Source organism: Streptomyces sp. SAI-135, from assembly GCF_029893805.1.
In the GTDB taxonomy this organism is placed as follows: Bacteria; Actinomycetota; Actinomycetes; order Streptomycetales; family Streptomycetaceae; genus Streptomyces.
This window is the reverse complement of sequence record NZ_JARXYP010000002.1, coordinates 7,066,630-7,087,029: the sequence shown is the minus strand read 5'-3', so window position 1 is coordinate 7,087,029 and position 20,400 is coordinate 7,066,630. Positions and strand designations below refer to the sequence as shown.

Genomic DNA, 20,400 nt, shown 5'->3' with positions numbered 1-20,400 from the left:
CCGTGGTCACCGCGCCACTTCCCGTCCAGACCGGCGGAACCGCCGGTGAAGCCCCCGCCGGACGTCCGGCACCACTGCCCTCCCTCACCGGCCTGCGGTTCGTCGCGGCGGCCCTGGTCTTCTTCTTCCACTCCTCGTTCTTCGAACCGTTGACCAACCCCTTCGCCGACCGCGGTCAGGCCGAGGGCTTCCAGTGGCTGTTCAGCAAGGCGGGCTGGATGGGGGTGTCCTTCTTCTTCGTGCTGAGCGGCTTCGTCCTGACGTGGTCCAGCAGACGCGACGACACCGTCACCGGGTTCTGGCGGCGCCGCCTGCTCAAGATCTTCCCCAACCACGTCGCCATGTGGGCGCTGGCCATGCTGCTCTTCGCCGGGGCGACGACCCCGCTCACCTCGTGGCTGCCGAACCTGTTCCTGCTGCACTCGTGGTTCCCGCAGCACGACATCTACATCAGCGTCAACGCGCCCAGCTGGTCGCTCTGCAGCGAGCTGCTCTTCTACCTGCTCTTCCCGTTCCTCATCGGGCCCGTCCGGCGGATCAGGACCGAGCGGCTGTGGGCCTGGGCCGGCGCCGCCGTGGTCGGCATGCTCGCTCTCGAGACGGCCGTCGACCTGCTGGTGCCGGACCAGCCGCGCACGCCCGAGGGGTTCCCCCTCTCGTCCCTCCAGTTCTGGCTCGGCTACAACTTCCCTCCTGGCCGGCTCTTCGAGTTCGTCCTCGGCATGCTCCTGGCCCGGCTGGTCCTGGCGGGCCGGTTCCCCCGCGTCCCCCTGACCGCCGCGCTCGCGCTGGTGGTGGCGGGCTACGCGCTGGCGCTGAACGTGCCGTTCCTGTACGGGTTCACCGTCGCCACCATCGTTCCGGTCGCCGTGCTGGTCTGCGCGGTGGCCGTGGCCGACGTGGACGGCCGCCGCACCCTGCTGGGCGGCCGGGCGATGCGGTGGCTGGGCGAGGTGTCCTTCGGTTTCTACCTGGCCCAGTTCGTGGTCCTCTACTACGGCCGGATCCACGTCCTGGACAACAGGACCTACGGTCTGCTCGGCGGCGTGCTCGAACTGCTCGCCCTGTTCCTGGTCACGCTGGCCCTGGGCTGGCTGCTGATGGTCTGCGTGGAACGCCCTGTCATGCGCCGTTGGGCCCGTCCCCGCGACCGGACACCGCGGACGGCTCCGGGACCGGTCGCGGTCCCGGTCGCGCGGAGCTCCGGCTGAGGGTGCCGGCGGGGTGCCGTCCGGACGCGACGACGCGGGAGCGTGACCGTGGGGCAGCCGTGCGCAGTTCCTCCAGCCCGCGGGAGAGTTCGATCAGTCCCGCGAGATCGCTCTCGTAGTCGGCGTCGTGGCCCCCGCCCGGGGCCACGACGATCGACGGCGCCGAAGCCGCGCCGTCCGCGAGGTCCGTGTCGCCGTGCAGGCGCAGCGCCCGGTCGACCAGGCGGGCGAGATCCGGCCCGGCCGAGGTGCCGGCCGCCGACGGCGTTTCCTGTGCCGCACGGCGCAGATAGGGGCTGAGCCGGGTGAGCCCGTCCCGGCACTCCACGTACCGGCGGTAGACGACCGAGCTGTAGTCCAGGGGTGGCCGCCGCCGGTACCGGGGGGCGCGGTCGAGCACCAGCTCCGGATAGAGGTCCGCGAGCCGCCGCCACAGCTCCTCCAGGCCGCGGAACCGGGCCCGGTGGCAGGACCTCTCGCGCAGGAACTGGACCGTGCTGGCCAGGCACGGCAGGCTCAGCCCCGCGCACACCGCGATGGCGGCCACCTGTCCGAAGACAAAGGCGTTCGCGTACGTGACGTGGTGCCCGAAGTCGCGGAACGCACGGCAGTTGACCCACAGGATGCGGAAGGCGCAGCTGAGGGAGAGCCCCAGCAGCCCGACGGAGACGGTGCCCAGGGAGACGCGGCGCAGCGGCTGGCCGCGCCGGGCGAGACGGGCGGCGATCAGGGCGCACGTGGCGTATCCGAAGACCAGATAGAGGCCGCCGATGTCGTAGAACGCGCGCACGCGCCAGTCGTCCAGGTAGGGCGCCGCCAGGGAGTGGTTGCGCAGATACGGCGGCAGCGACGCGGTCAGGGCGGCCATCGCCGTCAGGCAGCTCAGGCAGAGCACCACTTCGCCCCTGGTGCCCAGGGACCGGCGTTGCAGCGGGTGCTCACGCAGGAAGCCGATCATGAGGCAGAGTCCGGTCAGTATCGCCGCGTTGTACGTGAGTTTCGTGAACCCGGTGAAGGTGATGCCGTCCAGTACCGCGTGACCGGGGAGCTGGCCCAGCAGGTTTCCCATGCCGAGCAGGAACATCGACAGGCACAGATGAAGCCGCATCGGAGCGCGAAAGCGCTGCCGTACCAGCGCGGGGAGCGTCCACGCCGTGCCACCGAGGAGCGTGACGACCGTCACGAGGTTCACCCCGCTCATGCCGACCGACCCGCAAGTCCCCGCGCGCCCAGCACGTCCTGGCTCACCATGCGTCTCTCCGTCCCCCGAACCCTGCCGAGATCCACATCGAGGCGCGCCGTCGAGCCCATGCTTCGCCTGTCAACCTACGGTGCTCGCATGGACGCGGCAAGTTACTGTGGCGGATCTCAACCCGCCGTCGTCGTCAACTCCACGAGCTTGACGACCGTGTTCCAGTTGCGACTGGTGGCGATCACACCCTTGTTCAGGCGCGGCTTGGACAGGTGCTCGGCGAGCTTGGAGCGGCCGAGGCCGTCCGGGGCGTACAGGTACAGGACGCGGTCGCCGAGGCGGAACTCCTCGGGGAGGTAGGCGGCCTGGTCGATCTCCGCGAAGCGGTTCGCGTCGACGGGGGCGGAGAAGTAGGTGACGTGGAGCTGCTTGCCCTCCAACTCGGCGGCGGGGAAAGGGCAGTTGTCGGCGACGGCCTTCAGGTAGGCGTGGTCGCGGACGATCACGTCGACCGGGAAGCCGAACCGCTTCTCGATCGCGTCCGTGAGCTCGGCGGCCAGGGACTCCTCGTCGCCGTGGTCGGCGGTGAAGACGGCCTGCCCGCTCTGCAGGTAGCTGCGTACACCGCCGTGGCCGAGGTCCTCCATCAGCGTGCGCAGGTCGGCCATGGGGACCTTCCTGCTGCCGCCGACGTTGATTCCGCGCAGCAGCGCCGCGTACGTCGTCGTCATGTGCCCACCCTAGGACCCGGTGCCGGGGGACCCTGATCACCGCCCCGCACGAGGTCCGTTAGATGTAAGGGTCACGATCGTCCCCAGTACGGAGGGCGCGCGGTCCCCTGGGAGGAGCAGAGCACCCCCGCACTTCACCGGCCAGCAGGACGAGACGGGTTTATCCAGCTCATACCTTCGAAACGAAAGGTGACGGCAGGGGGCTGTCACCGCTCACGAGGGGGCAAGCCCGTCATGCGGAACGGAGACACAAGGGTGCGTGGCCTGGCCGCCCGGGCCGGCGGCTGGAGCGCACGGCACCGATGGGCTGCCGTCGGTATCTGGGTGCTGTTCGTCGTCCTGGCGATGGGCCTCGGCTCGGCGGCCGGCCGGGTCGACGTCAAGGACAGCGACCAGCTCAAGGGGGAGACCCACACCGCCGCCAAGATCATCGAGGATGCCGGGATCGACGAGCCGGCCAGTGAGTCGGTGCTGATCCAGGCCAGGGATGCCGGCGGCAAGGCGACCGACGCCGACTTCCGGGCGGCCGTCGCCGCCGTCGTGAAGGCGGTCGAGGGCACCGGCAAGGTCACCGACGTCACCTCGCCGTACGACACGAACACGATCTCCAAGGACGGCCGCAGCGCGCTCGTGCAGTTCGACATGCGCGGCGACGCGGACACCGCCGGGGAGCGGGTCGAGCCGGTACTGAAGGCCGTCGAGGGGGTGCAGAAGGAGCACGAGTCGCTGCGGATCGAGGAGATCGGCGGCGCCAGCATGATGAAGACGTTCGACGACGCGTTCGGCGACGACTTCCAGAAGGCGGAGCTCTCCGCGGTGCCGGTGGCCCTCGGCATCCTGCTGATCGCGTTCGGGGCCCTGGTCGCGGCGCTGCTGCCGGTTCTGCTGGCGGTCAGCGCGATCATGGCGACGATGGGTCTGATGGGCATCGTCAGCCATGTCATGCCGATGAGCGACACCGCCAACTCCGTGATGCTGCTGGTCGGTCTGGCCGTGGGCGTCGACTACTGCCTGTTCTATCTGCGCCGTGAGCGCGAGGAGCGGCAGGCGGGGCGGGACTCGCAGACCGCTCTCAGGATCGCCGCCGCGACCAGTGGGCGCGCGATCATCGTCTCGGGTGTCACGGTGTGCGTGGCCATGGCGGGCATGCTGTTCACCGGGCTCGCCGAGTTCGAGGCGATGGGCCTGGCCTCGCTGATGGTCGTGGCGGTGGCCATGGTCGGTTCCGTGACCGTGCTGCCCGCGCTGCTCTCGCTCCTTGGCGAGCGGGTCGAGAAGGGCAAGATCCCGTGGCTGCACCCGGAGAGCCGGCTGCGCCGCAAGCGGAGCGGCAACCGGGAGAGCCGTTTCTGGACGGCCGTGCTCAAGGGCGTCCTGGCCAAGCCCGTCGTCTCGGTGGTCGTGGCGGCCGGCGCGCTGCTCGCCGTCGCGGCACCCGCGCTCGGCATGAAGACCCAGAACCTCACCCTGGACCAGGAGTTCGGCGACTCGCTGCCGATCGTGCAGACGTACAACCGGGTCAACGAGGCCTTCCCGGGCGGCTCCGAGCCGGCCGAGGTGGTCGTCAAGGCGGCCGACATCAACGCCCCCGAGGTCACCGGCGCGCTGGCCGACTTCAAGGCGAAGGCGATCTCCTCGGGCGCCTCGCGCGGCCCGGTAGAGATCAAGCTGCACGACGCGCAGAACCTCGCCTTCGTGTACGTCCCGCTGGTGGGCGGTTCCGACCTCGACAAGGCCGGTGAGAGCCTGGACAAACTGCGCGACGAGGTCCGGCCGGCCACGCTCGGCAAGGTCGACGGTGTCGAGGCGCCCATCACCGGACAGGTCGCCGGGTCGAAGGACTTCAACGACCAGCTGGCCGGAGCGGTCGTCCCGGTGTTCGCGTTCGTCGTGGTCTTCGCGTTCGTGCTGATGCTGCTGTCGTTCCGTTCGCTGACGGTGGCGATCACCTCGATCGTGCTCAACCTGCTGTCGGTGGGCGCCGCCTACGGCATCCTCGTCGCGGTCTTCCAGCACGGCTGGGGCGCCTCGCTGGTGGGCGCGGAGGGCGTCGGCGCGATCATCACCTGGCTGCCGCTGTTCCTCTTCGTGATCCTGTTCGGCCTGTCGATGGACTACCACGTGTTCGTGGTCTCGCGGATCCGGGAGGCGCACCTGCGGGGCCGCAGCACCAAGGACGCGATCCAGCACGGCGTGGTCACCACGGCCGGTGTCGTCACCAGCGCCGCCGTCATCATGGTCGCCGTGTTCGCGATCTTCGGGACGCTGTCCATGCAGTCCATGAAGCAGATGGGCGTGGGCCTCGCGGCCGCGGTGCTCATCGACGCCACGATCATCCGGGGCGTGCTGCTCCCGGCGGTCATGGCCCTGCTCGGCGAGCGCAACTGGTACCTGCCGAAGTGGCTGCACAGGCTGCCCGACCTCACCCACGACGAGGCCGCGGACGCCGTGGCGACGCCCGCGGCCCGGGACGACGAGAGTGAGCCGCTGAGGGTCTGACCCGCACCGGGCGGGACTGAACCTCCTTGTACCGAGGGTCCGTTGGTCACCGGGGTGCCAACGGGCCCTCACTCATGCGCGCAGTTGCGCCTCGATGAGGTCGGCGGCCCTGCGGGTGCCGCCTTCCTGGGCCATCTCGGCCTGGACCTCCTTGAGCCTGCGGGCGACCTCGGGGTCGTCGACGAGCGCGAGGGCGGCCTCGCGCAGCGCCTCGGCGGTGGCCTCCTCGGTGTCGATCCGGCGGGCGACCCCGAGCCCCTGGAGCATGGCGGCGTTGCCGAACTGGTCCACGGCCTGCGGTACGGCGATCATCGGCGTGGCGGTCGCCAGTCCCTCCTGGCTGCCGCCCGCGCCGGCGTGCGTGACGAACAGGTCGGCCTGCCTGAGCACCGCCAACTGCGGTACCCAGGAGCGCACTTCCACGTTGTCCGGTACGGCGCCCAGCTCGGCCGGGTCGACGTGCCTGCCGATCTGGAGCACGAGGTGCCAGCCGGGCAGGTCACCGAAGGCCCTGAGGCACTCCTTGTAGAAGTCGGGCCGCTTGGTGAAGGAGGAGCCGAGGGAGACCAGGGCCACCTTCCCGGCCGTCTCCGGGCGCCGCCACTCCCCCTGGGAACCGCGGTCCCCCTGGCAGGCGCCGACGAACGTGTACACGCTCTCGTCGACCCGGTCGGCGTGGGGCTGGAGCGCCCTGGGGATCAGGACGAGGGACCGGTCGGGGCGCCCGACGAAGGCATCGGGGTGCAGATCGATCCCGTTCTCCCGCAGCCACTCCTGGAAGCGGGCGTAGTAGGCCTGCCCGCGTGCGGTGCTCTTCGGCCCGGCCCACATCGGTTCGGCGACCTCCTCTTCGTAGCCCTCCCAGGCGACGAGGTTCGGGGAGAGGGAGATCGCGGGCACGCCCCAGCGGTGGGCCAGGACGCGGGCCGGGTAGGCGGTGATGTCGTGCAGGACGAGATCGGGTTCGTCTCCGTCGTACGCCTCGGCGAGCTGGGGCAGGGCCTGCATGGCGTCGGCGAGGAAGAGCTCCACGTGGTCCAGGAGCTCGGTGCCCCAGGCGGACGGGTCGTCGTCGGGTCCGGGGAGCGTCGAGTTCCACGGCTTCACCTCCGCCCCGGTCTCGGCGACCTTCTCGGCGAACAGGGGCGGGACGGCGTACGTGACCCGGTGCCCGCGCGCCACGAGCTCGCGGACCACCTCGAGGCTGGGGTTGACGTGGCCGTGGGCGGCGATGGAGAACATGGCGATGTGTGAGGTCATGGAGACCACCCTGCACGAGACGAGACGTCTCGTGCAAACTGATTTCCGTCGTCAGCGCTGGTAGCGGGCCAGCACCAGGTTTCCGTCCTCCTCCAGGCGGGTGCGCAGCTCACCGAGGCCGATCGCCCCGCTGTAGTACTCCTGGAAGGCGGGGGTGGCCACCTTGTCCTTCCATTCCGGATAGCCCCGGACGGACTGCGCGGGCGCCGAGCGGAGGTGGGAGGCGAGGGCGGTGCCCGTCGCCCAGCCGTCCTTCGCGGTGCGCAGGGCGGGGTCCTTCAGCGCCTCGGTCCCGGTGGGCAGCATCCAGTCCCCCAGGGCCAGCCGGACCATGTTCCGCGGCTGGAGGAGGAAGTCGATGAACTCGGCGGCCTCCTTCTTGTGCGGGCTGTCCTCGGCGACGGACAGGGTCTGCGGGCTGACGCCCTGGGTGAGTCCGTCGGCGCCGGCCGGGGCGGGCAGGACCTGCCACCGGAAGCCCTCGGGGGCCTGCTGGGTGATCTGCTGGCGGTAGGAGAACCCGAGCGGGACCATCGCGTACTTGCCGCCGAAGAAGCCGGGCAGGGTGTCGGAGCCGCCGCTGCCGAGCGTGGTGGGCGAGGCGCTGCGGTCGGTGTTCGCCTGGTCGTGGATGGCGCGGGGCACGGTCTCGTCGGCCTTCTCGAAGCGGATGACGACCTTTCCGTCGGCGCCCCGGTGGAAGAGCTGTCCGCCCGCCGACAGCGACAGGTTGAGGGTCGCGGAGACGGGCTCCTTGAGCGGCCAGGCCACGCCGTACTTGCCCGCGCCGCTGAGCTGCTCGGTGATCCGGCGGAACTCCGGCCAGCTCCACGGGTGTTCAGGCGTCGGGACCCGCACACCGGACTCCCTCAGCCACTCGGCGTTGGCGACGAGAACCCGCGGCTCCTGGAGGAAGGGCACGCCGTAGACGCCGTCGCCGAAGGTGGTGGTGTCCCAGCTCCGCTGCGGGATGTCCGACTTCAGCCGTGCGGGGAGCAGGTCCCTGAGGTCGGCGAGATAACCGCCGTAGGCGAAGTCCGCGAGGTCGTCGGAGGCGTCGTGGATGATGTCGGGCGCCTCGCCGCCCTCGAACGAGGTGAGCAGCTGGTCGTGGACGCTGTCCCAACTCCCCTGCACATACTCGACCTTGACGTCCGGATGAGTGGCGTTCCACTCCTTCACGAGTTCCTGGTTGGCCTGGACGGACTCCTCCTGCCAGGCGAGGGACTGGAAGCGCAGGGTGACGCGACCGTCCTCGGGGGCGCTGGTGCCGGTGCACCCGGCCAGGAGCAGGAGGAGGACCGCCGTGAACCAGCGTGCGCGCATCAGCTCTTCACCGCCCCGGCCAACATGCCTCCCGTGATGCGGCGTTGGATGATCGCGAAGATGACCAGCGAGGGCAGGGTGGCGAGGAAGGCGGCCGCCGCGAGCGGGCCCAGGTCGGCGACGCCCTCCGCGCCGATGAAGTGGGTGAGGACGACCGGCAGGGTCTGCTTGTCCGCGGTCTTCAGCAGCACCAGCGCGAAGAAGAACTCGTTCCACGCGGTGATGAACGCGAACAGCGCCGTCGCCACGATCCCCGGGGCGAGCAGCGGGGCCGTCACCGACACCAGGGTCCGCAGCCGCCCGGCCCCGTCGACGGCTGCCGCCTCCTCCAGCTCGGTCGGCACCGCTCGGACGTAGCCGACGAGCATCCACAGCGCGAACGGCAGCGCCCACACGACGTACACCAGCACCAGTCCCGCGAGGGAGTTGACCAGCCGCAGGTTCTTCAGCACCAGGAACAGCGGGATGATCACCAGCACGAGCGGGAACGCCTGGCTGACCACCACCCAGCCGGTGGCCGCCTTCGCGAGCCGGGTGCGGTGGCGGGCCATGACGTAGGCGAGCGGGGTCGCGAGCAGCACGGCGATCACGGCGGCGGCGAGCGCGGCGAGCAGGGAGTTCCCGGCGGCGCGCAGCAGGGGCTGTTCGTCGAAGGCCTGCCGGAAGTTGTCGAGGGTGGGGTCCCGGGGGATCCAGGTCGGGTGCAGACTGCCCAGTTCCCGCGGGGACTTGAAGGCGGTGGAGACCAGCCAGAGGAAGGGGAAGGCGAGGAAGACCAGATAGGCGAGCAGGGCGCCGTACTGGCCGGCGCGGCCCAGGGTGCTCGTCCTCATGCCTCGTCACCTCCCTTGAGGCGGCCGACGAGGAAGAGGGCGAGCAGGACGGAGACGACGGCGACCATCACACAGCCCATCGCGGCCGCGTAGCCGAACTGGCCGTAGCGGAAGGCCTCTTCGTAGGCGAAGAGCATGGGCAGCCGGGTGCGGCCGCCGGGCCCGCCGCTGGTCAGCACGTACACCAGGGCGAACGAGTTGAAGTTCCAGATGAAGTTGAGCGCGGTGATCGCGAGCGCGACCGGTCTGAGGGCGGGCCAGGTGACCGTGCGGAATCTGCGCCAGGCGCCCGCGCCGTCCATCGCGGCCGCCTCGTGGAGTTCGCGCGGGGTGTTCTGGAGGCCGGCGAGCAGGGTGACCGTGGTCTGCGGCATCCCGGCCCACACGCCGACGACGATCACGGCGGGCAGGGCGGTGGACAGCCCGCTGAGCCAGTCCCGGCCGTCGCCGAGGCCGAGGGTGCGCAGGGTCTCGTTGAGGACACCGGCGTCCGGGTTGTAGACGAGCCGCCACATCACACCGACGACGACCTCAGGCATGGCCCACGGGATGATCGCGAGGGCGCGGGCGAGCCAGCGCAGTTTGAGGTCCTCGTTCAGCAGGAGGGCGAGGCCGAGCGCCAGCAGGAACTGCGGCACGGTCACGCCGACCGCCCACACCAGACCGATCCGGAACGACTCCCAGAACAGGGTGTCGTGCAGCAGGTCCTGGAAGTTGAGGCCGCCGATCCACTGCGTGGCCCGGGTCCGGCCCGACTGGGCGTCGGTGAAGGCCAGCAGGATCCCGTACAGCAGCGGTCCCACGCTCAGCACCAGGATCGGGACCAGGGCGGGCAGCACCAGGAACCAGGCCCCGCGGTCGGAAGGGCGGCGGTCCCCCTCGGCGCGCGGTGCGTCCTGTGCCGACCGCTCCGTCGCGGTCACCAAGGTCACGTCATCGGCTCCTTCACGCGGCTCGTGCCGATCCGGCCCTCCTGGCCTGGGCCTCCGTCATGGTCGTGAAGGGGGTATGCGCCGTCAAGGCGGTGCGCACACGGCCCTACCTGTACGAATGCGAGACTGACCGGTGGATGGCGCGAACTCGACGGCGTTCGCGGTGGCCGTACACAGACATGCGGGACAGGTCAGGACCGGGAGGCGTGGGAGACGATGGACGAGGCACGGGCGCGGGAGGTACTGGCCGCGGCGGGCCTGCCGACTCGGTCGGCGGAGCTGCTCGCCCTCGGCGAGAACGCCGTGTTCGCCGCCGGTGACCTGGTCGTCAAGGTGGCGCGCGACGCCGAGCTCCTCGACCGGGCGCGCCGTGAACTGCACATCGCGGTGTGGCTGGCGGAGGCCGGGGTGCCCGCGGTGCGGGCGGCCGAACCGGAGGCGCGGTCGGTCCAGGGGCACCCGGTGACGTTGTGGCACCGGCTTCCCGACGCCGTACGGCCCGCCGGGGCGCGGGATTTGGCCGAACTGCTGCGGGTCGTGCACGCGCTGCCCGCGCCGTCCTCCTTCACCCTGCCTCCCCGTGAGCTGCTGGGCGGTGTCGAGCGGTGGCTGCGGCTCGCGGGCGACGCGATCGACCCCGCCGACGCGGCGTACCTCCGTGAACGCAGGGACGGTTTCGCGGCGGCCGCGGCCTCGCTGACCCCTCATCTGCCGCCGGGGCCGATCCATGGGGACGCGCTTCCCCGCAATGTGCACGTCGGGCCGGACGGGCCGGTCCTCGTCGACCTGGAGACGTTCTCCTCGGATCTGCGCGAGCACGACCTGGTGGTGATGGCGCTGTCCCGCGACCGTTACGGTCTTGCGGCCGAGGCCTATGACTCCTTCACCGCCGCATACGGCTGGGATGTGCGGGAGTGGGAGGGGTGCTCCGTACTGCGGGGGGCTCGGGAGACAGCCAGCTGTGCGTGGGTCGCGCAGCACGCGCCGACCAACCCGAAGGCGCTGGCCGAGTTCGAGCGGAGAGTGGCGTCCCTGCGGGACGGTGACGGGACCGTGCGGTGGTATCCGTTCTGACCGGTGGACGGGTGCGGGTCGTCGGTGGCTGGTCGCGGCCACGCGGCCGAGCCGCACATTGATACAGCCCCGCGCCCCTAGGGGGTCTCCTCGCCCTGGATGAGAAGCGCCGCCCTCCGCAGTTCCGTCACCACCGTGCGGACGGCTCTCCTCGCGGTTCGCTCCGGCCGGTACAGGGCGTCGATGTGGCGCCTGGCCCGTACCCCGCTCAAGGGCCTCAGGACCAGTGCCGGATGCCGGCGCGTCGTCCAGCGGGGCATCAACGCCAGGCCGCCGCCCGCCGCCACCACCTCCGCCGCCACCGCGAACTCGTTGATGCGGTGGGCCAGATGCGGGCGCCGGCCCGCGGCCGCCGCGATCGCCTCGATGGTGGCCATGACGGGGAAGCCGTCGTGGACGGTGATCCAGGGCTCGCCCGCCACGTCCGCCGGGGTCACCCGGCGCCGTGCCGCCAGCGGGTGGCCGGCCGGCATGGCCACGTCCAGGGGCTCGCGCAGGAGCGTCGTGGCCGTCACCGTGGGCGGCCAGCCGGGGGCGTGGTCGAGGCGGTGGGCCAGGACGATGTCGTACGCGCGGGTGAGGCGGGGGAAGTCCTCCTGCGGGACGTCCTCGTCGGCCAGCCTCGGCACCGGCGTGCCGGGGTCGGCCAGGGCGCGCAGCAGCAGCGGGAAGAAGGCCGCGCCCGCGCTGTGGAAGGCCGCCACCGAGACCTCGGCGTCGGGCCGGTCCTCGAACTCCTCGACCGTGTGCCGGGCCCGGGCCAGCGCCGTCTCCACCTCGACGGCCGCGCCCGCCAGCGCCTGCCCGGCGTCCGTGAGCACCAGCCGCCTGCCGTCGCGCTCGGTCAGCGGCACCTTCACCGACCGCTGCAACAGCCTGAGCTGCTGCGAGATCGCCGACGGGGTCACCAACAGGGCCTCGGCGACGGCGGTGACGCTGCCCAGTTCGCCCAGTTCCCGCAGGATCCGCAGCTGTCGTTCGTCCACCGGGACAGTGTAGGAGTACTGAAAGATCGTTGAAGAAAGTGGCTCTGGGCTTCAGGGACGAAGGGGTGCAGGCTGGGCGGGTGTCCGACGCCCGCCGTACCGACCTGGTACTCCTGCTGGTCGCGATCGTCTGGGGTTCGAGCTATCTCTCCGCCCAGACCGCGACCTCCGCCCTCCCCGTCCTGCTGGTCCTCTTCGCCCGCTACGCCCTGTCCGCGCTCGCCTGCCTCGGCGTCGTCGCCTCCCGCGGGCGAGGCCCGCGCCGGTGGACCCGCGAGGAGCTGCGGGCCGGGGTGCCCCTCGGGCTCACCCAGGCCGCCGTCCTGGTCGTCGAGACCTACGGCGTCGCCCACACCAGCGCCGCCAACGCGGGCCTCATCATCAGCCTGACCATCGTCCTCACCCCCCTCCTCGACCGGACCGGTCACCGGGGCGGCCTGCCGCCCGTGTTCTACGCGGCCGCCGGTGTGTGCGTCCTGGCCGTCGGACTCCTCATGGCGGGCAACGGCTTCCACGCGCCCCGCCTCGGCGACCTGCTGATGCTGGGAGCCGCCGTCGTCCGGGCCGGGCATGTCGCCCTGGTCGGCCGGCTCACCGCGGGCCGGGCGGTACGGCCGCTGCACCTCACCACCGTGCAGACCCTCGTCGGCACGGTCCTGTTCCTCCCCCTGGCAGCGCGCGACCTTCCCACCCTGGCCCACGCGGACCCGGCCACCTGGACGCAACTGCTCTACCTCGCGCTGTTCTGCAGCGTGTTCGCCTTCCTCGCCCAGACCTGGGCCGTGCAGCGCACCTCGGCCAGCCGCGCCAGTCTCCTGCTGGGCACCGAACCGATCTGGGCCGCGGCGGCGGGAGTCGCCCTGGGCGGCGAGCACTTCACCGTACTGACCGGGCTCGGAGCGGTCATGATGATCACCGGCACCTACTGGGGACAGTCCGTGGAGCGTGCCCATCGCACAACCGCCCTGCCCCGCACCGAAGTCCAGCCCACCGAAGAGGACACCCGATGCCCGGCGACGACGCCTGCGACACCTACGACACCTACGACCGTCTGATCTCGCTGCTCGACACCTCCCGGGTCGACTACCGGCTGATCGACCACGACCCCGAGGGCAGCACCGAGGCCGTGTGCGCGCTGCGCGGCCATCCCGCCTCCGAGGCCGCGAAGTGCATCGTGCTCAGGGTCAAGGTGGACCGCCGGACCACCCGGCATGTCCTCGCGGTCGTCCCCGGGGACCGGCGCGTGGACCTGGACGCGGTCCGGGAGCTGTTCGCCGCGCGCTACGTCGGGTTCAGCGATGCGGGGACCGCCGAGCGGCTGGCCCGTGCGATCCCCGGCACGGTGCTGCCGTTCAGCTTCGATCCCGAACTGGAGGTCGTGGCCGATCCGGAGGTCGTGAAGCAGCCCCGGCTGTACTTCAACGCCGCGCGGCTCGACCGCTCGCTGTGCATGGCGGGGGCCGACTACGAGCGCCTGGCGGGACCCCGGGTGGAGCCCGTCGCGAGCCCTCCGGTCCCGGCTGTACCGCAGGGGTGACGCGGACCGGGGTGAGGGGCTCTCACACCGTCTCGTCGGCCGGCTCGCGCAGCGGCCAGGTGCCGTCGACCACCGCTGTCGCGTCGCCCTTGCGGCGCAGGAAGTCCTGGAAGTCCGCCGCCCACTCGGCGTACCACTCGATCTGACGGCGGTGCAGGTCCGCCGGGCCGAGGCCCGCGACCTTGGGGTGCCGGACGGCTATCGCGCAGGCCAGCCTGGCCGCGGCGAGGGCGTCCGCCCCGGCGTCGTGGGCGGCGTCGAGGGCGATGCCGTACTCGGTGCAGACCGCTTCGAGGTTGCGCTTGCCGCGGCGGTAGCGGTCCACCGAGCGGTCGATGGTGTACGGGTCGATGACCGGTGCCGGGTCGAGGCCGCCCAGGCGCTCACGCAGGGACGGCAGGCCGTACCGGCGCAGTTCGGCGGAGAGGAGGCTCAGGTCGAAGGCGGCGTTGTAGGCGACGACCGGGACGCCCGTCTTCCAGTAGGCCGTGAGGACGTCCGCGACGGCGTCGGCGACCTGGTCGGCGGGGCGGCCCTCGGCTGCGGCCCGCTCATTGCTGATGCCGTGCACCGCCACGGCGTCCGCCGGGATCTCCATGCCCGGGTCCGCCAGCCACTCCCGGCGCCCCAGCGGCTGCCCGTCCCTGACCTCGATCACGGCGGCCGTGACGATGCGCGCCTCGCGCGGATCGGTGCCGGTGGTCTCCAGGTCGAAGCCGATCAGCAGCTCTCGGTACCAGCCCATGGGCGGTCCCCCTTCTTGGTGGTGCTTTCCCCCAGTGGTCTCCACCTTCCCATGCGCCACTGACAATCAGAGGACCGCGTTCCGCTTGGCGCCCCGCCCGAGGGGACGTTCAGGACACCGGTCGCGAATCCGCCCAGTTCATCTCGAACTCCTCGCGGTAGGTCGGGAAGAGACCGCTGTCGTCCACATCGCCCGCCTTGACCACCCGGTTGCCGTTGCGCAGCACGAGGACCGGTGCCTCCATCCCCCGCGACCGGCGCAGATAGGACTGCACGACCGCGATCCCGTCCGAGCCGTCGCCGTCCACGAGGTAGGCGGTGAAGCGCGGGGTGTCGTCGTAGACCTGGATCTCGAAGGCGCCCGGGTCCCGCAGCCGGGACCGCACCCGGCGCATGTGCAGGATGTTCATCTCGACGGCGCGGCTCAACTCCCCGCGCTTCATGCCCAGTTCCCGCTCGCGCCGCTTGACGGCGCTGGAGGCCGGGTTCAGGAAGAGCAGCCGCACCCGGCAGCCGGCCTCGGCCAGGCGCACCAGTCGGCGGCCGGAGAAGTTCTGCACCAGGAGGTTGAGGCCGATGCCGACGGCGTCGAGGCGGCGGGCGCCGCCGAAGATGTCCTCGGCGGGGAACTGCCGCAGCAGCCGCACCCGGTCGGGGTGCACGGCCACCACGTCGGCGTACCGGTCGCCGACCAGGTCCTCGACCGCGTCGACGGGCAGCCGGCGGGCGGAGGGCACGTCACCCCCGGCGCCGAGCATCTCGAGGAGCTTGGCGGAGGCGCGCTCGGCCTGGCCGAGGACCGCCTCGGACAGGGCCCGGTTGCGGGAGACGACGTTGCGGGTCACCTCCAGTTCGTCCAGGGCCAGTTCGACGTCACGGCGCTCGTCGAAGTAGGGCTCGAAGCACGGCCAGTGCTGCACCATCAGCTCGCGCAGCTGGGGCAGCGTGAGGAAGCTGAGGACGTTGTCGTCGGCGGGGTCGAGCAGATACCCCTTGCGGCGGCTGACCTCGCGGACGGCGACGGCGCGCTGGACCCACTCCTGTCCGGCGGGGCCGGCGGCCGCGACCACCCAGTCGTCGTGGCCGTGGACGGGTTCGTAGATGGGACGCAGAACAGCGGCCACGACCGCGCGCAGCCGCTGTTCGACGAGGTTCAGCCAGATGTAGGCCCGGCCGGCCCGCTGTGCGCGCGTCCGCACCTCGCGCCAGGCGTCGGCGTCCCAGTCCAGCTCCGGACCGATCGTCGCTCCCGCGTCCATCGGTCGTGCCAGGGACACCGTGCCGGGCGGGGCGTCTGCGGAGTTCCCCTCGTGACCCTCGTCACCAGGGGGCAACTCCAGCCCTCCCGAGCCCACCCGCGCACCGCCTTCCGCTCCCCCGAGCACTCCCCTTGCCAACGATCAAGGAAGGGTACTCCGGGAGCGGTCGGCGGTGCAGCCGGATGGACAGGGTCAATCTCAACTACCCCATTCCCAGTGACCGTTCTGCCCGGCGAGCTCGGCCGGAGTGAGCGGATTCATAGCCGTGACGTCCCTGGGGGCGATGGAGAATCCCTGCCAGTGGACCGGCATGGGCTGCTGGTCCTCGTCCCGCGCGATGTGGTGGAAGCCCACGTTCATCCAGACCACCGGGTGGGTCAGGCTCTGGCCGTTGACCCACTTGTCGACGGACTTGCCCGCCGCGGTCCCGCAGTCGCCGGTGTTGTTGCTGGCGAACTGCTCGCACGGGTTGTACTCGGTGAAGTACACGTCGTGCTTGGTGAAGGAACGGCCCGGGTACTTGGTGCTGGGGCCGGGGACGATCTCGTACGACCGCGGGTGCCAGTCCTTGTTCTTGCCGACCGCGCTGACCATGCGCCACCAGCGGTAGCTCTTGGCGTCGCCGGCGAGTTCCTTGGTGACCGGCGTGCGGGTGGTCTTGACGGTCGCGGTCTGCTGGCCCTGGGCGGCCGCGGTGACTGTCGAGTCGTACTGCTCGACCCGGTTCTTGGAGGAGCCGTCGAGGGCGAAGTCCAGGCGCCAGAAGGCGTTGTGGCTGTGGCTGGTGGCCTGGGCGCGGGGGCCCTTGCCGATCGGCCAGCCGCGGCCGTCGCCGGCGTCGTAGTCCTCGTAGGAGAGGCTGCCGGTCGCGCCGAGGTTCATGGTGACGGTGCCGTCGTCCTGGAAGCGCCACTCGGTCATGTACTCGTACCAGCCGACCTGGTTGACCGTGTAGACGAGCAGGTCCTTGCCCTGGGCCTGGTAGACCTTGTTCGCGCTGTCGCCCTGCATGCGGTAGGCGTGGCCGCGGGAACGGGTCGTGGTGCACAGGCCGTTGACCTCGGCGCGGTCCGGGTCCCAGGAGTCCGGGACCTTGACCTTCTTGATGGTGCCGCCGGGGCATTCGCCCGGGTCCAGGTTCATCAGGCCCTGCGCGAACCCGAAGCCCGTCAGGTCGTCGTACTCGACGCTGCCGTCGTCGTAGGGGACGTGGATCTGGCCGAGCCGGGCGCTGTTGAGGACCTTGATCGGCGCGGCCTCGCCCTTGGGCTGGTAGGAGATGTCCTCCAGGACCATTCCGGCCTTGCTGTCGTAGCGCCAGCACATCCGCCAGGTCGTACCGCTGGCGAGCTTCTGCTCGATCTTGTAGGCGCTGCTGCACTCCGCCGCGGCCGCGGCGGCGACCCCGGGCTGGGCGGCGGCAGGTCCCGCTCCGGTCGTGACACCGGCGGCCAGCGCGGCCACGGAAACGCCGAGGGCCGCGTGCCTGCGCGCGCGGCTGATTCTGTTGACACGCATGAAGAAATGACTCCCTTGCGGAAGGAGCAGGTGGGAAAAGTGGACGGACGAAGGCGGGTCAGCTGTCGAGCTTGGCGACCTTGCGGGCGCTCAGATCGATCACGAAGGCCCTGGCGTCGATCCAGGGGCCGTTCTTCACCTTCGGGAACAGCCGTACGCAGCGGTGCTCGCCGCACTTGTCGAGAGCCGCGGGCTGGCCGCCCGGGACGGCCCGGTACACGGCGCCGGTGAGCAGCAGCTGGTCGGCGTTGGTCAGTTCCTTGTCGGTGGCGTCCTTGTAGTCGGCCTTCAGGTCCGCGCCGAGCGGGTCGGCGATCAGCAGGCTCGCGGCCTCGGCGTACTCGGCGCTGCTCAGCGGCGGCTGGACGCCGTGCTGGGTGCCGGTCGCGACGACCTTTCCGCTGTCGAGGTCGACGGTCCTGGTGACCAGGGTGTCGTCCCGGTAGTCGTAGAACGTCACGTTTGCGCGGCGGGGCGCGTTCGGGTCGTCCAGTTCGCCGGCCTTCGGGTCGGCGAGGTCCACGGTGAGGCGCTCGGGGCCGCGCTCGCCCTCGACGTCCTCGCTGGAGCTCATCATCTGCGGGTTCACGGCGATCTGCTCGACCCGCTCGATCTCGTCGTCGGTGAGCGGGTCGCGGCCCTTGCCCTTCTCACCCTCGGCGGCCGGGGCCTGCTCGACGACCCCGGGCGCGACGGCCCCGTCGGCGCCCTGTCCCGCCTGTGCCGCGGACTGTCCCGAGGCCGCCTTGCCGCCCCCCGTGTCGTCCGCCCCCGCCGTGCCCGGCAGGGTGATCCCGACCATCACGGCGGTCCCGGCCACCGCGATGGCCGCACCTGCCACCACCTTCCCGAGGTGGCGGTGCACTATCTTGCGCACATCTTCCCCCTACTCCCCGGGCATGGTCCGGGAGTATGTGTCTGCCCCACTGGTTCGGCACAGGGGATGCTGTGATCGCCCTGTGCTCCGGTCGATCGGTAAGAGGGACGTAAGTCATAGGTGGTTCCATCACTTTCGGGGACACTCGGGGCCTAGGGGCCCCACGCGGCGCGGGACAGCTGAAAGAGTCGTTTCATGCAGGTCTGGCCTGGAGAGGCGTATCCACTCGGTGCCACGTACGACGGCGCCGGTACCAACTTCGCGGTCTTCACGGAGGCGGCGAACCGAGTAGAGCTGTGTCTGTTGCACGACGACGGCTCGGAAACGGCGGTGGAACTGCGCGAGAGCGACGCGTTCGTCCGGCACGCGTATCTGCCCGGCGTCATGCCCGGACAGCGCTACGGCTTCCGTGCGCACGGTCCGTACGCTCCCGAACGCGGACTGCGCTGCAACTCGTCGAAGCTGCTGCTCGACCCTTACGCGCGCGCGATCAGCGGCTCGATCCGCTGGGGCGAGGAGGTGTACGGCTACCACTTCGACTCGCCCGACAAGCGCAACGACCTCGACTCGGCGCCGCACACCATGACGTCGGTCGTGGTCAACCCGTACTTCGACTGGGGCGACGACCGGCGGCCGCGGATCGGGTACCACGAGACGGTGATCTACGAGGCGCACGTCAAGGGTCTCACCATGCGGCACCCGGGGCTGCCCGAGGAGCTCCGGGGCACCTACGCCGCGCTCGCGCACCCCGCGATCATCGAGCACCTGGTGGAGCTCGGTGTCACCACCCTGGAGCTGATGCCGGTCCACCAGTTCGTGAACGACCACCGCCTGGTCGACATGGGCCTGAACAACTACTGGGGCTACAACACCATCGGTTTCTTCGCCCCGCACAACGCGTACGCCTCCTGGGGAGACCGCGGCCAGCAGGTCCTGGAGTTCAAGTCGGCGGTCAGGGCCCTGCACGAGGCCGGGATCGAGGTCATCCTGGACGTCGTCTACAACCACACCGCCGAGGGCAACCACCTGGGCCCGACGCTGTCCTTCAAGGGCCTCGACAACCCGTCGTACTACCGCCTCACGGACGACCCCCGGTACTACATGGACACCACCGGTACCGGGAACTCCCTGCTGATGCGGTCCCCGCACGTCCTTCAGCTGATCATGGACTCGCTCAGGTACTGGGTCACCGAGATGCATGTCGACGGCTTCCGCTTCGACCTGGCGGCGACCCTGGCCCGGCAGTTCCACGAGGTGGACCGGCTGTCGTCGTTCTTCGACCTGGTGCAGCAGGACCCGGTGGTCTCCCAGGTGAAGCTGATCGCCGAGCCGTGGGACGTCGGCGAGGGCGGCTACCAGGTGGGCAACTTCCCGCCGCTGTGGACCGAGTGGAACGGCAAGTACCGCGACACCGTACGGGACCTGTGGCGGGGCGAGCCGCGCGCGCTGGCGGAGTTCGCGTCCCGGCTGACCGGTTCCTCCGACCTCTACCAGGACGACGGTCGGCGCCCGCTGGCCTCGATCAACTTCGTCACCTGTCACGACGGCTTCACCCTGCACGACCTCGTCTCCTACAACGACAAGCACAACGAGGCCAACGGCGAGGACAACCGCGACGGCGAGAGCCACAACCGGTCCTGGAACTGCGGGGCCGAGGGCGAGACCGACGACCCCGAGGTGCGGGAGCTGCGCGCCCGCCAGATGCGCAACTTCATCGCCACGCTCATGCTGTCCCAGGGCGTGCCGATGATCAGTCACGGCGACGAGGTCGCGCGCACCCAGCGCGGCAACAACAACGCCTACTGCCAGGACAGCGAGCTGGCCTGGGTGCGGTGGCCGGAGGACGCCGGCGACGGCGACGGCGACGGGACCGCCGGGCTCGGCGCCGAGCTGCTGGCCTTCACGCGCGCGATGGTGTGGCTGCGCAAGGACCACCCGGTCTTCCGGCGCCGCCGCTTCTTCCACGGGCGGCCCGTGGAGGGCACCCACGACGAGCTGTCGGACATCGCCTGGTTCACTCCCGAGGGCAAGGAGATGGCCCAGCGGGACTGGGACCGTGCGCAGGCCTCGGCACTGACGGTCTTCCTCAACGGCAACGCCATCTCCGAACCCGGCACCCGCGGGGAACGCATCACCGACGACTCGTTCCTGCTGATGTTCAACGCCTCGCCCAAGACGCTGGACTTCGTGGTGCCGGTCAATCACGGCCGGCAGTGGGAGGTCGTCGTCGACACCGCCCGGCCGGACGGGGTGCCGGCCGGGACGGGGGCGAAGGTGCAGGCCGGGGACCGGCTCACGCTGGTGGACCGCAGCATGGCGGTGTTGCGGAGGCCCGTGTAGGGGAGGACGGGACCGTATCGTCGGGACGATCCCGTGCCGTCGCAACGAAACGGTCCCGTCCTCGCTCCCGGTGTCACGACG

General features: G+C 70.9%; 16 protein-coding genes and 1 pseudogene. 6 read left to right on the top strand and 11 right to left on the bottom strand.

Features of this window, described 5'->3' with window-relative positions:
• Nucleotides 1-2: 2 nt before the first annotated feature.
• Nucleotides 3-1,211, top strand: coding sequence for an acyltransferase (locus M2163_RS36460; RefSeq protein ID WP_280896103.1), 1,209 nt, complete (start codon nucleotides 3-5; stop codon nucleotides 1,209-1,211).
• Here M2163_RS36460 and M2163_RS36455 read toward each other — a convergent pair.
• Nucleotides 1,123-2,412: an MAB_1171c family putative transporter gene (locus M2163_RS36455; RefSeq protein WP_280896102.1), complete on the bottom strand. Its 1,290-nt coding sequence runs from the start codon at nucleotides 2,410-2,412 to the stop codon at nucleotides 1,123-1,125. The two genes, M2163_RS36460 and M2163_RS36455, sit on opposite strands and share 89 nt — an antisense overlap.
• A gap of 167 nt (nucleotides 2,413-2,579) precedes the next feature.
• Nucleotides 2,580-3,134, bottom strand: coding sequence for a DUF1697 domain-containing protein (locus M2163_RS36450; RefSeq protein ID WP_280896101.1), 555 nt, complete (start codon nucleotides 3,132-3,134; stop codon nucleotides 2,580-2,582).
• A gap of 234 nt (nucleotides 3,135-3,368) precedes the next feature.
• Between M2163_RS36450 and M2163_RS36445 the strand changes: the two genes are divergently transcribed.
• The gene (locus M2163_RS36445; RefSeq protein WP_280896100.1) at nucleotides 3,369-5,633 is read left to right on the top strand and encodes an MMPL family transporter; all 2,265 of its coding nucleotides are present in this window, start codon (nucleotides 3,369-3,371) and stop codon (nucleotides 5,631-5,633) included.
• A 72-nt stretch (nucleotides 5,634-5,705) separates the two neighbouring features.
• On the opposite strand, the pseudogene mgt reads toward M2163_RS36445, so the two are convergent.
• The 4 genes and pseudogenes from mgt to M2163_RS36425 form a co-directional block, all read right to left on the bottom strand.
• A pseudogene (gene mgt, locus M2163_RS36440) lies at nucleotides 5,706-6,936 on the bottom strand (macrolide-inactivating glycosyltransferase).
• 8 nt (nucleotides 6,937-6,944) lie between these two features.
• Nucleotides 6,945-8,219 (bottom strand): sugar ABC transporter substrate-binding protein, encoded by a 1,275-nt coding sequence (locus M2163_RS36435; protein WP_280848663.1) that lies wholly within the window; start codon nucleotides 8,217-8,219, stop codon nucleotides 6,945-6,947.
• The gene (locus tag M2163_RS36430; protein ID WP_280848664.1) at nucleotides 8,219-9,052 is read right to left on the bottom strand and encodes a carbohydrate ABC transporter permease; all 834 of its coding nucleotides are present in this window, start codon (nucleotides 9,050-9,052) and stop codon (nucleotides 8,219-8,221) included. Before M2163_RS36430 ends, M2163_RS36435 begins: the two co-directional genes overlap by 1 nt.
• Nucleotides 9,049-9,984 carry a sugar ABC transporter permease gene (locus M2163_RS36425; RefSeq protein ID WP_280848665.1) on the bottom strand — a complete coding sequence of 312 codons (936 nt, stop codon included), beginning with the start codon at nucleotides 9,982-9,984 and terminating at the stop codon, nucleotides 9,049-9,051. The genes M2163_RS36430 and M2163_RS36425 overlap by 4 nt, the downstream gene beginning before the upstream one ends.
• Before the next feature lie 216 nt (nucleotides 9,985-10,200).
• On the opposite strand from M2163_RS36425, the gene M2163_RS36420 reads away from it, so the two are divergent.
• On the top strand, nucleotides 10,201-11,058 hold the full coding sequence (locus tag M2163_RS36420) for an aminoglycoside phosphotransferase family protein (RefSeq protein ID WP_280896099.1): 858 nt from the start codon (nucleotides 10,201-10,203) through the stop codon (nucleotides 11,056-11,058).
• A 77-nt stretch (nucleotides 11,059-11,135) separates the two neighbouring features.
• On the opposite strand, the gene M2163_RS36415 is transcribed toward M2163_RS36420, so the two are convergent.
• A complete protein-coding gene (locus M2163_RS36415) occupies nucleotides 11,136-12,044 on the bottom strand; it encodes a LysR family transcriptional regulator (RefSeq protein ID WP_280848667.1) in 909 nt (302 codons plus the stop codon).
• Between the two features lie 80 nt (nucleotides 12,045-12,124).
• Here M2163_RS36415 and M2163_RS36410 point away from each other — a divergent pair, with 80 nt between their 5' ends.
• Complete coding sequence (locus tag M2163_RS36410; RefSeq protein ID WP_280896098.1) at nucleotides 12,125-13,099, top strand: DMT family transporter; 975 nt, start codon at nucleotides 12,125-12,127, stop codon at nucleotides 13,097-13,099.
• Nucleotides 13,051-13,581, top strand: coding sequence for a YbaK/EbsC family protein (locus tag M2163_RS36405; RefSeq protein ID WP_280896097.1), 531 nt, complete (start codon nucleotides 13,051-13,053; stop codon nucleotides 13,579-13,581). The genes M2163_RS36410 and M2163_RS36405 overlap by 49 nt, the downstream gene beginning before the upstream one ends.
• Before the next feature lie 22 nt (nucleotides 13,582-13,603).
• Here M2163_RS36405 and M2163_RS36400 read toward each other — a convergent pair whose 3' ends face one another.
• The 4 genes from M2163_RS36400 to M2163_RS36385 all read right to left on the bottom strand — a co-directional run bounded on the left by M2163_RS36400 (nucleotide 13,604) and on the right by M2163_RS36385 (nucleotide 17,979).
• Nucleotides 13,604-14,326 carry a 3'-5' exonuclease gene (locus M2163_RS36400; protein WP_280896096.1) on the bottom strand — a complete coding sequence of 241 codons (723 nt, stop codon included), beginning with the start codon at nucleotides 14,324-14,326 and terminating at the stop codon, nucleotides 13,604-13,606.
• Between the two features lie 109 nt (nucleotides 14,327-14,435).
• Nucleotides 14,436-15,710 carry an SAV2148 family HEPN domain-containing protein gene (locus M2163_RS36395; protein ID WP_280854055.1) on the bottom strand — a complete coding sequence of 425 codons (1,275 nt, stop codon included), beginning with the start codon at nucleotides 15,708-15,710 and terminating at the stop codon, nucleotides 14,436-14,438.
• 72 nt (nucleotides 15,711-15,782) lie between these two features.
• Nucleotides 15,783-17,102: a copper amine oxidase gene (locus M2163_RS36390; protein ID WP_280848671.1), complete on the bottom strand. Its 1,320-nt coding sequence runs from the start codon at nucleotides 17,100-17,102 to the stop codon at nucleotides 15,783-15,785.
• Nucleotides 17,103-17,160: 58 nt separating this feature from the next.
• Entirely contained in the window at nucleotides 17,161-17,979 is an 819-nt protein-coding gene (locus M2163_RS36385; protein ID WP_280848672.1) for a Tat pathway signal sequence domain protein, read from the bottom strand.
• Nucleotides 17,980-18,174: 195 nt separating this feature from the next.
• Here M2163_RS36385 and glgX point away from each other — a divergent pair, with 195 nt between their 5' ends.
• Complete coding sequence (glgX, locus tag M2163_RS36380) at nucleotides 18,175-20,319, top strand: glycogen debranching protein GlgX (protein WP_280896095.1); 2,145 nt, start codon at nucleotides 18,175-18,177, stop codon at nucleotides 20,317-20,319.
• The last annotated feature ends 81 nt before the right edge of the window (nucleotides 20,320-20,400 follow it).

Bases quoted from the DNA above. Each gene is read 5' to 3' on its own strand.
- M2163_RS36455 (WP_280896102.1), bottom strand. From the start codon at position 2,412: ATGAGCGGGGTGAACCTCGTGACGGTCGTCACGCTCCTCGGTGGCACG.
- M2163_RS36450 (WP_280896101.1), bottom strand. From the start codon at position 3,134: ATGACGACGACGTACGCGGCGCTGCTGCGCGGAATCAACGTCGGCGGC.
- M2163_RS36445 (WP_280896100.1), top strand. From the start codon at position 3,369: ATGCGGAACGGAGACACAAGGGTGCGTGGCCTGGCCGCCCGGGCCGGC.
- M2163_RS36435 (WP_280848663.1), bottom strand. From the start codon at position 8,219: ATGCGCGCACGCTGGTTCACGGCGGTCCTCCTCCTGCTCCTGGCCGGG.
- M2163_RS36430 (WP_280848664.1), bottom strand. From the start codon at position 9,052: ATGAGGACGAGCACCCTGGGCCGCGCCGGCCAGTACGGCGCCCTGCTC.
- M2163_RS36420 (WP_280896099.1), top strand. From the start codon at position 10,201: ATGGACGAGGCACGGGCGCGGGAGGTACTGGCCGCGGCGGGCCTGCCG.
- M2163_RS36405 (WP_280896097.1), top strand. From the start codon at position 13,051: ATGCCCGGCGACGACGCCTGCGACACCTACGACACCTACGACCGTCTG.
- M2163_RS36400 (WP_280896096.1), bottom strand. From the start codon at position 14,326: ATGGGCTGGTACCGAGAGCTGCTGATCGGCTTCGACCTGGAGACCACC.
- M2163_RS36390 (WP_280848671.1), bottom strand. From the start codon at position 17,102: ATGCGTGTCAACAGAATCAGCCGCGCGCGCAGGCACGCGGCCCTCGGC.
- glgX (WP_280896095.1), top strand. From the start codon at position 18,175: ATGCAGGTCTGGCCTGGAGAGGCGTATCCACTCGGTGCCACGTACGAC.